The organism is Mesorhizobium sp. WSM2240 (genome assembly GCF_040438645.1).
Taxonomy (GTDB): domain Bacteria; phylum Pseudomonadota; class Alphaproteobacteria; order Rhizobiales; family Rhizobiaceae; genus Allomesorhizobium.
Window position 1 is genome coordinate 1,396,262 of the sequence record NZ_CP159253.1, and the last position, 13,147, is coordinate 1,409,408.

The following is a 13,147-nucleotide window of genomic DNA, read 5'->3' on the forward strand; positions in this document are numbered from 1 at the left end:
GGCCTTCTTTTTGTTGTCCATGCTTGGACTTGTGTTGCTTCTATCTTTCAAGTGCTCGTCATTCGGTTTGGCGTTTGATGCGATAAGATAAGAATACTGGTATCACCCCGCCATTTTATCTGATATTTTACAGGAACTACTTAGTGCCTCTTCTTCGGAGCGCTCTGGAGGTCCTCATGCTTAAACTTTTGTGTACGGTGACTTTGGCGGCAGTTCTCGTTGCTGAACAGGCGAGCGCGCAGACGGCTGACGTAGATCAGGCGGCAGAGGTGGAACAAACGGAAATCGGCGTCGTGCCGTCCGTGGGCGGGTGCCCGGTCGATCCCGCGCCAGAAATCATCGAGATTCGGGAAGCGGATCCTGCTGCCGACAAGGTAAAGCACGATGAGATGCGGCAGCTTCTTTTCGACACAGCGCAGAAGGCGAATACGACGATCCTGCTTGGTCCGAACGTCGTGCTGGATTTCTCCGACGCGCCGGGGCTTGTGCCCGTGAGCTTCGGCCCCTGCGTGACGCTCAAGAGCGTGGCTTCCTTTCCGCCACGTCCCACCGGAACGATCCTTTCGCGCACGGCGCCTGCTTTTGCCAAGCGCCTGGGTCCCGGAGATGTGATCGACCTCTCCGATCTGGTCTTGGAGCAGCCCCGGCCGGAGCTTCCCGTCGGCTCAGCCCGCACGCCTAGTTCGCCCGGCCCCCTACTCAAATTCGGCAAGCATGGGCGGGACGTCGCAAGCTCCTTCCTGTCCATCCGTTGCGATGAGGGCGACGATACGCCGAGCGACCACGTCCGCCTTTCAGGCTTCCGAGTGGAAGGTCCGAGCCGCGGTCAGCAGACGGTCGACCAGTTCGGCATCTTCATATTCCGGTGCCTCGACATCGAAATCGCCAATATGGAGGTCGCCGGCTGGGGCGGCGCGGCGATACGCGTACTCGATGGCGGCGGCCACGGGCCCGGCCAGGAACCGCCCTCCAACCGTCCGGGCGACAGGATCGGCCGGCCGGAGCAGGTCCGCATCCTGAACAACTATATTCATCACAACCAGCATGAATCGTCCGAGGAAAACGACGGAGACTCGAACCCCTTCACGCAGCATGCGGCGGGCTATGGCGTGGATGTCCACCACGGCGCATGGGCCCAGATCACCGAAAACCTGTTCGACTTCAACCGCCATGCGATCGCCTCGTCAGGCCATGCCGGCGGTTATGATGCGACTCGAAACCTCGTCCTAAAGGGCGGCGGCTATCACGGCAGGATGTTCAATACCTGGACGCATATTTTCGATATCCATGGCACCGGCTGCATCGCCTACAGCTGCGGCCAGGCGGCAGTACAGTCCTGGTTCACCGACAACGCTTTCCAGTACCGCAACGACAATGCCATCAAGATCAGGGGAAAGCCCCATGTCGCGGCATACATTCGCGGCAACGTATTCCCGCATGAAGGGTTGGAGGACGATTGGGGTGACGATGCCATCGCGCTGCAGACCACGCAGAACGTCCATATCGGGTCGGGCAACATCATCGAAACCGATACTTATGGCCGCTATGGCGTGTGCGACTTCGATGCTGACGGCGTCGATGATCTCTTCCTCGCCAGCCGCGCCGGCTTCTGGTTCTCCAGCTTCGGCGAATTTCCATGGGTGTATCTCGGCCCGCAAAAAGACAAGCTCGGCGACATTCGCCTAGGCTATTTCGACGCCGACCAGCGCTGCGACGTGCTGGCGGAGGATCGCGGGGCGTGGGTGATCTCGAGCGGCGGCACGGGACGCTGGCACCCGATCGGCGCCTTCGGCGCCAGGCTCGCCGACGTGGCCTTCGGTCAGTTCGACCCCAACAAGCGCGACCATAGGCCGGGCGCGACACGCAGGACCACGCACGCCTTTCTGCGCGGCGCGGATGGCCAATGGTTCGTAACCGCCTTGGCTCAGCCCGACTGGCAGCCGGTGCAAAGCTCGGGCAAGCCGATGAGCGAACTTCGTTTTGGCGACTTCACCGGCGACGGCGTAACCGACGTGCTCTCGGTGGACGGCGGCCGGTGGGCGATTTCGGAAAGCGCGCGCGGGACATGGCAGCGCATAAACCAGCACCATGGCGACGCGGTGGGATCGCTGTTCATCGCCGACCTCAATCACAACAACATTGACGATCTGATCCGCCTCGAGGCCATCGGCGCAGCCGCGGCCGGGTCGGGAGGCGCCAGGCTGACCTGGTGGGTGTCGGATGACGGGCGCGGGCGGTGGCGCCGGCTCAAGACTTACAATTTCCAGGCCATCTTCGAGGGGAGACTGCCCACCCTCTTCGGCCTCGCCGGTCGTTTCGGCGCAGCTCCCGGCGGCGGCGTGCTGGTAGGCGACTTCAAGCGCTTCGGCCATTTCTTCAGCGAGGCCGAAATCGCTGCCGGCGCTTCGCCCGACTGGACGAGCACGTTCCAATACTGAGCGAGCGGATATCCGCCCCGCCGCCGAGCCCGCGGGGCGCTTGACTAAGCTTTCCCACGCTTCAGATGCTCGTCCAGCCTCGGCATGATCTCAACGAAGTTGCAGGGCATGTGCCTGTAGTCGAGCTGCGGCTTCAAAATTCCATCCCAGGCGTCCTTGCAGGCGCCGGGCGAGCCGGGCAGCACGAAGATAAAGGTGGCGTTGACGACTCCGCCCGTCGCTCTGCTCTGGACGGTCGAGGTGCCAATCTTGTCGTAGGAGATGCGGTGGAAGACTTCCGAAAAGCCGTCCATGCGCTTTTCGAAGATCGGCTCCAGCGCATCGGGCGTTACGTCGCGGCCGGTGAAGCCGGTGCCGCCGGTCGTGATGACCACGTCGATCTTTTCATCCCTCGACCATGAAAGCACGGTTTCGCGGATCTTTTCCCGGTCGTCGGTGACGATGGCGCGATCGGCAAGGACGTGGCCGGCTTCCGTGATGCGGTCGGCGAGCGTCTGGCCGGATTTGTCGTCCGCCAGCGTGCGCGTGTCCGACACGGTGAGCACCGCGATGCGGACCGGAATGAAGGGGCGGGTCTCGTCAAGCCGGGACATCGGCAGAATCCTTCGAGGCAATGCTTTCGGTGGCGACCACCCACCATCCGGATTGGCGCGCGCGGATTTCGTCTGCGGCGCGGGCGGCAGCGCCTGCTGTCTCGAACAGGCCGAAGCAGGTGGCCCCTGAACCGGACATGCGGGCGAAACCAGCGCCGGCGGATTCCAGCGCTTCGAGAGCCTCTGAGATGACGGGTGCGATGGACATTGCGGGAGCTTGCAGGTCGTTGCGGGTGGCCGCGAGCCAGCCGCAGACGTCGCCAAAGGGACGGTCGAAGAAGGGCAAAGATGACAGGCCGGGGTTCTCATGCGATTCGAGTGCGCGGAAAACATCAGGTGTCGACACCGCCACGCCCGGATTGACCAGCACCATGTGCAGGGCCGGGAAGGCGATGAGGGGCTCGATCTTTTCGCCGATGCCGCGTGCGATCAGCGGTCGGGAAGCAAGGCACATGGGCAGGTCGGCCCCGAGCCGAAGGCCCAAGCCACAGAGCGCGTCTACATCCGTTTCGATCCGCCAATGACGGACGAGTGCGCGCAATGTCGCCGCCGCGTCGCTCGACCCGCCGCCAATACCGGAAGCAATCGGCAGATTCTTTTCGACGCTGATCGAGACGGAACTGCGTGCAAGCGCCGGGAAGGCTGCACGCGACACATCCCTCGCTCGCACCACGAGATTGCCGCCATCGAGCGGGATCTCGGCGCCGAACGGGCCGCTGGCCGAAAAGGAATCCTCGGAAGCGGCGGCTACCGTCACGCAGTCGCCGACCTGCGTGAACACGGCCAGGCTTTCGATCAGGTGAAAACCATCCGGCCGGCTGCCGGTGACATGCAGAGCGAGATTGATCTTGGCCGGCGCGTGCTCGGCCAGTGATGCTGTGCTGAGGTCCACGTCAGTCCTTGGCGAGGCGGTATTCGCCCGTTTCCGGGTCGCGGACCAGCGTGCCGTGCGCGCCGCTCGCCGACTGTTTTTCCTCACGCCGCACCTTGGCGGTGACGCGCTCCGCCTCGCGGACGAAAGAGCGATAGCCGAAATACGCAACCAAGCCGATCAGGGCGAAAAAAATAAGCTGCGGCATGTTTTACTCCTCCCTCTTGGCTCCGGCGTTGCCGGTCGGGCTGGGCAGCCGACCATAGCCGGCTTTGCGGCATTCTCAAAGGCCGAAGCGGCCCCATAGCGCGCGCTCGTCGGCTGCTTCGATCAGGCCGGCTGCGGCTGCGCCCGCAATATCGGGCGCGGAAAACCCGCGCGACGATCCGAACAAGCCGAGCTTGCGGCCGAACAGTCCCCGCGGCGGCGTGATCAGCTTGAGGTTGGTCTTTGCTCCATAGCGGTCCTTGAGCACGGTGCGAATGTCGCCCAGCGCGTCGACCAGTCCGAGCGAAACGCCCTTCTTACCGGTCCAGAACAGGCCGGTGAACAGATCCGGGTCGTCCTTGAGCTTGCCGCCGCGGCGCTCCTTGACCATGTCGATGAAGGCCTCATGCACTTCGAGCTGCAGCGCCTTCAGCCGCTCGACATCTTCCTTTTTTTCCGGCTTGAACGGGTCGAGTAGCGCCTTGTTCTGCCCGGCGGTGTAGACGCGGCGCTCGACGCCGATCTTCTTCATCATCTCGGTGAAGCCGAACGAGGCGGAAACCACTCCGATCGAGCCGACGATGGAGGAGGGGTCGGCGATGATCTCGTCGCCGGCGACCGCGATCATGTAACCGCCGGAGGCGGCGACATCTTCGACGAAGACCAGCACGTCCTTGTTCTTCTCGGCCGCGAGATCGCGGATGCGCTTGTAGATGAGGCGTGACTGCACCGGCGAGCCGCCGGGCGAGTTGATGGAGATGGCGACCGCCGGGGCGTCGGGATAGGAAAACGCCTTTTCAAGCACGCCCGCCGTGGAAGCGAGCGACAGCGTCGGCCGGAACTGGCCGCCGCCGGCCATAATGGTGCCGTGCAGGCGCACGACCGGGATCGTCACCACACCCGGCCGCATCGACTTCGGAAGCAGGCGGCTCAAAAACTGTTTCACAGTCAGGAATCTCCGATCATGTCTTGTTTCGCATGTAGGAATTCGCCGGAAAACCGCAATCCCGTCTGCGCAGGTCAGTCTCCGAAAAGCGAAGCCTGGCCGGCATTGATCGCCTCGGCGCGGGCGGAAAAGGCATCGCTCGAGCCTTCGTGCAGGACGAGCGGCGGCATCAGCGACAGCCCCCCGCGTGCGCCGCGGGTCGCGCGAAGCACGATGCGGATGGCCGGGGCGTTCGGGCGGGCATGCACCGGAACGATCTGCGCGGTACCGAAACGGCCGTCGAGTGCGGCAAGCATCGGAGCGAACGACACCGGCCGGGCGATAACGGCGACGCCGCCGCGCGGCCTGACGATGGCTGCCGCAGTCCGGAGCCAGGCTTCGAACAGCCCGTCCTCCATAACATGCGCCTGACGCCGCAGATCATTGGGTGTGGCGCGGTCGATCTCCGCGTTGAAGGGCGGGTTCATGATGGCGAAATCGAAGGAGTTATCGGTAAGGCCGGCGGCCGTGCGCACCTTGCCGGTCAGCGCGACATCGGCTTCCAACACCCCGACACGGCCGCCAAGCCGCGCATTTTCGGGGAGGTCGAGGCTTTGGCGGGCATAGCCGGCCATGGTCGGGGAGTTTTCAACGAGAACCACGCCTGCCGCCGGGCAGCGCGACGCCACGGCGAGGCCGGCAGCACCCGCTCCCGCCCCGAGGTCGGCGAGCCTGCCGGTAAAGCCGGACGGCACGGCGGCGGCGAGCGCCAGCGCGTCCATGCCGGCGCGGTGGCCCCCACGCGCAGGCTGCACGAGGAAAAAACTGCCGCGATGGAAGGCGTCGGTCGTCTGGCCGGGCACGAGCGTCTAGCTTTCGCGCATCTCATTGCCGATGCCGGCGTCGGTGATCAGGCGGCGCGCGGCGGCGGCGTCATCGGCGGTCACCATGACACGGCGCGGCAGGATGCCGATCGAACCGTCGAGCACGCTCATATTCTGGTCCGCGACGAAGCATGCGATGCCAGCGTCGCGCAGCAGCGATTCGACGAAGGAGATGATGACGGTGTCGTTGGTGCGGATGAGCTCGATCATGCGCGGAAGTTCGCAGGTCGCCGCCGCGATGTAAACCGGCGGGGCGGCGTTACGCTCCATGCAAGCGAAGCGCCTTTGTTTTCTCGCGCTTGATGATGCCCCATCTCGGCGTCGACACGCTCATCTTGCCTGGATGGTTCACGTCCTCGATTGCGATTTTCGTCATGGCTGAGGCTCCTGGCGCGAATTGAACAGTCCTGATCGTGTCACAGGACGCGCCGCTTGGCTGATTCCGACAACGCGCCTAAATTTCTGCGCCAATTCGCCACTTGCCGGACACACCGTCGCCGCCCTAAATCAGACCGGTTCCAAGACGGGAGTACTGGCCGTGGGTGTCGTTCTCAATCTCGAAAACGGGAAGCGCGGATCAGCTTCAATCAAGGAACTCATCGGCCTCACGGCGGCCGATATGGGCCGGGTCAACGAGTTGATCCTGTCCAAGGCTGGTTCCGACGTCGAGATGATCCCCGAAATCGCCAACCATCTGATCTCGTCGGGCGGCAAACGCCTGCGCCCGATGGTGACGCTCGCGGCCGCCCAGATGTTCGGCTATTCCGGCGACGGTCACGTCAAGCTCGCCACCAGCGTCGAGTTCATGCACACGGCGACGCTTCTTCATGACGATGTCGTCGACGAAAGCGGCATGCGGCGCGGCAAGAAGACGGCGCGCATGATCTGGGGCAACCAGGCGAGCGTGCTGGTGGGCGATTTCCTCCTCGGCCAGGCCTTCCGCATGATGGTCGATGTCGGCTCGCTCGATGCGCTGGACATTCTCTCGACCGCTGCCTCGATCATTGCCGAGGGCGAGGTGATGCAGCTTGCCGCCGCCAAAAATCTGGAAACCACCGAGGACGAGCATTTTGCCGTGATCAAGGCCAAGACCGCGGCGCTGTTTTCGGCGGCCGCCGAGGTCGGGCCGGTGATCGCAGGCGCCACGCGCACCGATCGCGCGGCATTGCGTTCCTACGGCATGAATCTCGGCCTCGCCTTTCAGCTGATCGATGATGCGCTCGACTATGGCGGCAATTCCAAGGAACTCGGCAAGAATGTCGGCGACGATTTCCGCGAGGGCAAAGTGACCCTGCCGGTGATCCTCGCCTATCGCCGCGGCACAGCCGCGGAACGCGAATTCTGGAAGCGCGCCATCGAGACCGACGCATCGGACGATGCGGCGCTGGAGAAGGCGATCGGCCTGATGACGCGCCACGGCGCGATCGCCGATACGATCGGGCGCGCCCGCCATTTCGGCGAGATCGCGCGAGACGCGCTCGCCCCGCTCGACGCCACACCGCAAAAATCGGCACTGGTCGATGTGATAGACTTCTGCATCAGCCGCGTCGGGTGAGAGCCGCCCTATAGCCATTCGGGCGACCCCTACGCCTTCAGACTAGATGGCAGCCTTACGGCTCGTGCGGTCCGTAGCAGAGCTGACCGCGGGGCCTGCCAGTGTCCGGCCGACAGAACGAGCGAATTCGCTATAGTAGTTTGGGTCCTCGGTGCCCATCGCGCGGTCCCAGAAGGTGAAGTAGAGGCCGAAATTCGTCCGCGCACGGGCGTGATGAAGATCGTGATGGGTGACGGTGGTCAGCCAGTCGAACCGCGGTCGCCCGTCGGCGCGTGCCGGGAAGACTTCATAGCCGCAGTGGCCGATCGCATTACGCAGCATCATGTGGCCAGTGAAGATGAACGCCGCGAGAATGCTCGTCGGCATCAGGATCATCACGAGCGGCAGATAAATCGCATTGACGAGCGCCTCGCTCGCATCGAAGGCGTAGGCTGTCCATGGCGAGGGATTGTACGAGCGGTGGTGCAGACGGTGGAACCAGCGGAAGAGCCGTGGCCGATGCATGATCCTGTGGGTCCAATAGAACCAGGCGTCGTGAGCCACGATCAGGACGATAACGTTGAGCACAAAGTACGGCCAGCCGCGTGCTGCCGGATTTTCATAGACAGTGAGCAGGCCAAGCCGCACCGAGACGGCGATCGCCAATCCAATCAGCGAGAAGATCAGCACAGTTCTGAGAGAGGCAAGAATCTCGCGTCCCATCTGGCTCCAGCTGGGCTCTTCCACCCGGATCTTGCGCTTCGCCAGCCACCCGGCGAGCAGCGTGTTGATTACCAGGAATGTCCCTCCAGCCCCGACCAGATAGCGGTAGAGATCGCTCTGGAGAATAAACGGATAGATACCGGCGGCGAAACGGGCCAGCGTAGCGTGGTCGATGCAAGCGTCGAACATCTTTGGGTTCCTTCCGTGGATGACGAAAGAAACCTGCGGCATTGTCGCGAGGCGGTCTGCGCGCTTACCGAAATAAGGATTGAATTCCGGTTCCGATCAATCTTTTCCGGAATCGATCATCTGCGAAAGCTTCTGCGAGCGATATTCGGACGGGGTCTTGCCGGTCAATTGACGAAAGGCGCGATTGAAAGGCGCGAGCGACGCGTATCCGACACCGAACGCGATCGACACGATCTGTTCGCGCGACCTCACCGGGTCGGCCAGCCGCCGCTTGGCTTCCTCGATGCGGTGAGCGTTCAGGAAGGCAGCGAAATTCCGGTAGCCGAGTCCCTTTCCGATCAGTCGGCGGAGGCGATGCTCTGGAATGGCGATTTTGCTTGCGAGCGCGCCGAGCGACATCTCGGGTTCAAAGCACGCACCACTGCCCACCGCCGACTTCAGTCGCTTAAGTTCGATCAATTCGGCAGACGTCAGGAGATCGGATCTCGGCTGCGGAGCCTCCGCGGTCAAGGCAAAAAGTTCAGGCTTGGTTGCCGTCAGCGACAGAGCGAACAGGAACGACAGCGCAAAAAGCATCAGCGCGTGAAGCGGACCGAGCCAAACGGGAAGCGTGCCATAGAGTGCGTATGTCTCGACGCTGGCGATTGCCATGCCCACCAGGGGAAGTATCAGCGCGATGGTCAGACGGAAGCGCCGTCTTGCGTCGACGAGATCGTTCCTGAAGTCCAGGACCGCGAGCGAGAAGACGTGGATCAGAAGCAGGACAACGGTCGCCTGATGCAGCAGGGCGCCGGCAACGAGATAGGTTCCGCCCCCCTGCCGCAGCCCATAAAATGCAAGCAGCAGTAGGAGCGGCACGAAATAGATGTGTCGCCACTCGAAGGAATCGCGAAACAGCGCAATCCCGAACCACCAAAAGAATACCGGGGTGAGAACCGCAAGAAGCACGAGCGCCTCGCCCGGAACGCCCGGGCTGGGATCCGATACAAGCGTATAGGATGCTATGCCGAGGCAAAACAGCGCCCCGGCGGCCGTGACAAACCGCAAGGGCCGGAATCGCGCGAACTGCACCATCATCAGCATGCTCAGCGCTGCGGCCGCGGCGCGCAGCATGAGGTCGGCCGTATAGAAGGGTTCCGATATCATCGCGATCCAGTAAAACCTCTTTATCGCCGCTGGCAACGGGGCGACCGCGGATCGTCCAAAGCCGTCGCGCCGCCGCCTTGGACGGCATCATGTTCACCATGGCCGAATGTCGTCGTCGAGACGATGTGCTTTTTGGAGTTCCGCGCCTCAATGGCATACCCCGTTGCAAAAAGGTCTCGTGACCGGATTGTGAAGTGCGGCGGCATTGAACCGCGACCCTAAAAAGGCCATGCTTTTGCGCTTCACGGTGTGACAAAGGTTCGCCAAGAGGCGGCGTGGCGGGAAGGATAGTGATGCGGCAACGACGTTTGAGCTGGCTTGCGGGTGTATCTGCACTGGCGGGATGTATGATGGCAGGGCTGCCGGCCGAGGCCAGGCAGACGGCAGAACCCGTTGAAATCGGCTCGTTTACCGGTGCCTATCTGGCAGCGCGCGTGGCCGAAGTGGACAACGATCTCGACAGCGCGATCACCTACTACAAGCAGGCGCTGGCCTTCGACCCCCAAAACCGGCAGCTCCAGCAAAGCCTGATGCTCGCGCTGATCGCACAGGGGCGATTCGACGAATCGCTGCCCTATGCCGAAAAGCTGAAGGCAGTTCCCGACATCGAGCGGTTCTCGCGCGTGGCGCTGGCCGTCGATGCGTTCCGCAAGAAGGATTATGCGGCTGCCGAGACCATGCTCAAGCTGGCGGTCGAATCCGACCTCGACCGGCTGATCACAGCCGTCATGACCGCCTGGACAAAGTCCGGCGCCGGGCAAAGCACCGAAGCGCTGGCCGGCCTCGACAAGATCAAGGGCCCCGAATGGTACGCTCTGTTCAAGACGTATCACCGCGCGCTGATCGCCGAGTCCGCTGGAATGACCGGCGAGGCTGAAAAGGCTTACCAGGCAACGTTCGACAATGTCTCGGCCGGGGGTGCTGCGCCCGAGACCTGGATCCGCGTGGCCGAGGCTTATGCCGGCTTCCTCGCCCAGCGCGGCGACAAGGACAAGGCGATCGAGGTGCTCGACAAGGCGGAGGAGTTTTCCACCGGCCGTCTACCGCTGGTGGCTCTGCGCGAAAAGATCGAAAAGGGCCAGCCGATTTCCCGCCTTGTCGCCGGTCCGGCCGACGGCGCCAGCGAAATCCTGCTCAATCTCGGCGCCGCACTCAATCGCGGCGGCGGCGAGCCCTTCGTGCGGCTCTATCTGCAATTGGCGCTGGCGCTGAGGCCCGACAGCGATATCGTGCTTCTGCAACTCGCGGCGGTGGCCGAGCAGCAGGACCAGGCGGAGGAAGCGATCGCGCTCTATGGGCGCATTCCCGCGGACTCGCCGATCAAGCGCGCCGCCGAATTGCAGCTCGGCTTGAATCTCGCCGATCTCGACCGCCACGACGAGGCGATCGTCCATCTGAAGGCGCTGCTCGACGCCAACCCCGACGACATGCGCGCCTATCTGGCGCTCGGCGGCGTCTATGCCTCCAAGGAGGATTACCGCCAGGCGGCGGAAGTCTACGACCGCGCCGTTGCCCGGCTGAAGGAGCCGACAAACGGCAACTGGAACATCTTCTACCAGCGCGGCATCGCCTATGAGCGGCTGAAGGAATGGCCGAAGGCCGAGCCGAACTTTCGCAAGGCGCTGGAACTCCATCCCGACCAGCCTCAGGTCATGAACTATCTCGGCTATTCCTGGGTCGACATGAACATGAACCTGGAGGAAGGCCTGGACCTGATCCGCAAGGCCGTCGATCTGCGGCCGAGCGACGGCTACATCGTCGACTCGCTCGGCTGGGCCTACTACCGGCTTGGCCGCTTCGAGGAAGCGGTGATCGAGCTCGAGCGCGCCGTGTCGCTGAAGCCGGACGATCCGGTGCTGAACGACCATCTCGGCGATGCCTACTGGCAGGTCGGCCGCAAGCTGGAGGCCACCTTCCAGTGGAGCCATGCGCGCGACATGAAGCCTGAACCCGACGTGCTGGCGAGCGTGCAAAAGAAGCTCACAGCGGGCCTGCCGCCTGCGGAGGGCAAGACCGCGCAGGATGCGCCGGTGAAGCCCGCGCCGGTTGAGGCAAAGCCTGCGCCGGCCGTCGACCCGGAAAAGAAGAGCGAGGCGCCGGCGCCGGTCGAGACGCTTGCCGCCACGCCCGCGGCCTACAAGGTGCTGCCGGGGCAATCGCTGTGGTCGATCGCCGACGATGTGCTCGGCAATGGCGGGCGCTACATCGAAATCCTAAATCTCAATCCGCAGCTGCAGGGCAACCCGGGCCGGTTGGTGCCGGGGCAGGAATTGGTGCTGCCGGGGCAATAGCATGACGTCTTCCTTCTCCCACAGGGGGAGAAGGAAGAGGTCGCCTTGACCCATCGCTACTGCCGCACTAGAGCCTTGGCGGTTCCCATCGCAGAGGCCCCGCCCGTGACCTTGCCAGCCCACATGCACCCCAGCCGCTCGTTCCAGGGGCTGATCCTGACGCTCCACAATTATTGGGCGGATTATGGCTGCGTGGTGCTGCAACCCTACGATATGGAGGTCGGCGCGGGTACCTTCCACCCGGCCACCACGCTGCGCGCGCTCGGCCCGAAGCCCTGGCGCGCCGCCTATGTGCAGCCGTCGCGCCGGCCGAAGGACGGCCGCTACGGCGAGAACCCGAACCGGCTGCAGCATTATTACCAATACCAGGTGATCCTGAAGCCGAACCCGCCGAACCTGCAGGAGCTCTATCTCGGCTCGCTGGCGGCTATCGGCATCGACCCGCTCACGCACGACATCCGCTTCGTCGAGGACGATTGGGAAAGCCCGACGCTCGGCGCCTGGGGGCTCGGATGGGAATGCTGGTGCGACGGCATGGAAGTGTCGCAGTTCACTTACTTCCAGCAGGTCTGCGGCATAGAATGCGCGCCTGTGGCCGGCGAGCTAACCTACGGGCTGGAGCGGCTGGCCATGTATGTGCAGGGCGTCGACAATGTTTATGACCTGAACTTCAACGGCCGCGAGGGCGCGGAAAAGGTCACCTATGGCGACGTTTTCCTGCAGGCCGAGCAGGAATATTCGCGTCACAATTTCGAATATGCCGACACGGCGGTGCTGCTTCGGCATTTCGACGACGCCGAGGCCGAATGCCAGGCGCTGCTGAGGGCTGGGGCGGGCGGTGGTTTTCACCGCATGGTCTTTCCGGCCTACGACCAGTGCATTAAGGCCAGCCACGTCTTCAACCTGCTCGATGCGCGCGGCGTGATCTCGGTGACCGAACGGCAGAGCTATATTCTGCGGGTCCGCAATCTCGCCAAGGCATGCGGCGAAGCGTTCTTGCAGACGGAGGCCGGCGGGCTGGCTGCCTGATTCAGGCGGTGCTTACCCCGGCCGGGCCGTGCCAACCATTGTGAACTCCTGCAAGCTGGTCTGGCTGGCAGAACCCGCCATTGTCTGGAGCGCCTTGCGGACGCCGGGCATGCGGGCTTCATCCGATCCGCCGAGAGATGCCGCCAGGCAGGCGCTTAGCGCAAGAAGCTGGAGGAGGGTCGAGGCCGTTTTCATGGTCGTTGTCCGTGACGTTCAGTGTCGATCGTTCTGTGTTCCGGGTCGGCGAAATGGTTCACACACAGGCCGCAGATTTCCCGGTCTGAGCGTTGGTCGCTTCAGCGCAGCATTCGGTTCAT

The 13,147-nt window shown here is 63.4% G+C and carries 13 protein-coding genes; 4 read left to right on the plus strand and 9 right to left on the minus strand.

Translation table 11 applies throughout. The features are described 5' to 3' along the window. The first annotated feature begins 176 nt into the window (after positions 1–176). Positions 177–2,438, plus strand: a complete 2,262-nt coding sequence (locus ABVK50_RS06660) for a VCBS repeat-containing protein (RefSeq protein ID WP_353642312.1) — start codon at positions 177–179, stop codon at positions 2,436–2,438. Positions 2,439–2,482: 44 nt separating this feature from the next. Here ABVK50_RS06660 and moaB read toward each other — a convergent pair whose 3' ends face one another. From moaB to ABVK50_RS06690, 6 genes are all read right to left on the minus strand, one after another. Next, on the minus strand, positions 2,483–3,031 hold the full coding sequence (gene moaB, locus ABVK50_RS06665; protein ID WP_353642311.1) for a molybdenum cofactor biosynthesis protein B: 549 nt from the start codon (positions 3,029–3,031) through the stop codon (positions 2,483–2,485). Continuing rightward, positions 3,018–3,923: a 4-(cytidine 5'-diphospho)-2-C-methyl-D-erythritol kinase gene (locus tag ABVK50_RS06670; protein WP_353642310.1), complete on the minus strand. Its 906-nt coding sequence runs from the start codon at positions 3,921–3,923 to the stop codon at positions 3,018–3,020. The genes moaB and ABVK50_RS06670 overlap by 14 nt, the downstream gene beginning before the upstream one ends. A 1-nt stretch (position 3,924) precedes the next feature. Further along, positions 3,925–4,110 carry a hypothetical protein gene (locus ABVK50_RS06675; protein ID WP_353642309.1) on the minus strand — a complete coding sequence of 62 codons (186 nt, stop codon included), beginning with the start codon at positions 4,108–4,110 and terminating at the stop codon, positions 3,925–3,927. Positions 4,111–4,185: 75 nt separating this feature from the next. Continuing rightward, a complete protein-coding gene (locus tag ABVK50_RS06680) occupies positions 4,186–5,055 on the minus strand; it encodes a S49 family peptidase (RefSeq protein ID WP_353642308.1) in 870 nt (289 codons plus the stop codon). A gap of 74 nt (positions 5,056–5,129) precedes the next feature. Beyond that, the gene (locus ABVK50_RS06685) at positions 5,130–5,897 is read right to left on the minus strand and encodes a methyltransferase (protein WP_353642307.1); all 768 of its coding nucleotides are present in this window, start codon (positions 5,895–5,897) and stop codon (positions 5,130–5,132) included. 6 nt (positions 5,898–5,903) lie between these two features. Beyond that, positions 5,904–6,128 (minus strand): DUF2007 domain-containing protein, encoded by a 225-nt coding sequence (locus tag ABVK50_RS06690; protein WP_353645998.1) that lies wholly within the window; start codon positions 6,126–6,128, stop codon positions 5,904–5,906. A 328-nt stretch (positions 6,129–6,456) separates the two neighbouring features. Here ABVK50_RS06690 and ABVK50_RS06695 point away from each other — a divergent pair, with 328 nt between their 5' ends. Continuing rightward, positions 6,457–7,473 (plus strand): polyprenyl synthetase family protein, encoded by a 1,017-nt coding sequence (locus ABVK50_RS06695; protein ID WP_353642306.1) that lies wholly within the window; start codon positions 6,457–6,459, stop codon positions 7,471–7,473. Positions 7,474–7,515: 42 nt separating this feature from the next. Here the strand turns inward: ABVK50_RS06695 and ABVK50_RS06700 are convergent, their stop codons facing one another. Next, positions 7,516–8,364, minus strand: a complete 849-nt coding sequence (locus ABVK50_RS06700) for a sterol desaturase family protein (RefSeq protein WP_353642305.1) — start codon at positions 8,362–8,364, stop codon at positions 7,516–7,518. A gap of 96 nt (positions 8,365–8,460) precedes the next feature. Then, positions 8,461–9,510 (minus strand): helix-turn-helix domain-containing protein, encoded by a 1,050-nt coding sequence (locus ABVK50_RS06705; RefSeq protein ID WP_353642304.1) that lies wholly within the window; start codon positions 9,508–9,510, stop codon positions 8,461–8,463. Between the two features lie 293 nt (positions 9,511–9,803). Between ABVK50_RS06705 and ABVK50_RS06710 the strand changes: the two genes are divergently transcribed. Further along, positions 9,804–11,801: a tetratricopeptide repeat protein gene (locus ABVK50_RS06710; RefSeq protein WP_353642302.1), complete on the plus strand. Its 1,998-nt coding sequence runs from the start codon at positions 9,804–9,806 to the stop codon at positions 11,799–11,801. Between the two features lie 123 nt (positions 11,802–11,924). Further along, complete coding sequence (locus ABVK50_RS06715) at positions 11,925–12,830, plus strand: glycine--tRNA ligase subunit alpha (RefSeq protein WP_353645997.1); 906 nt, start codon at positions 11,925–11,927, stop codon at positions 12,828–12,830. 12 nt (positions 12,831–12,842) lie between these two features. On the opposite strand, the gene ABVK50_RS06720 is transcribed toward ABVK50_RS06715, so the two are convergent. Continuing rightward, positions 12,843–13,025 (minus strand): hypothetical protein, encoded by a 183-nt coding sequence (locus tag ABVK50_RS06720; RefSeq protein ID WP_353647018.1) that lies wholly within the window; start codon positions 13,023–13,025, stop codon positions 12,843–12,845. Between the last annotated feature and the right edge of the window lie 122 nt (positions 13,026–13,147).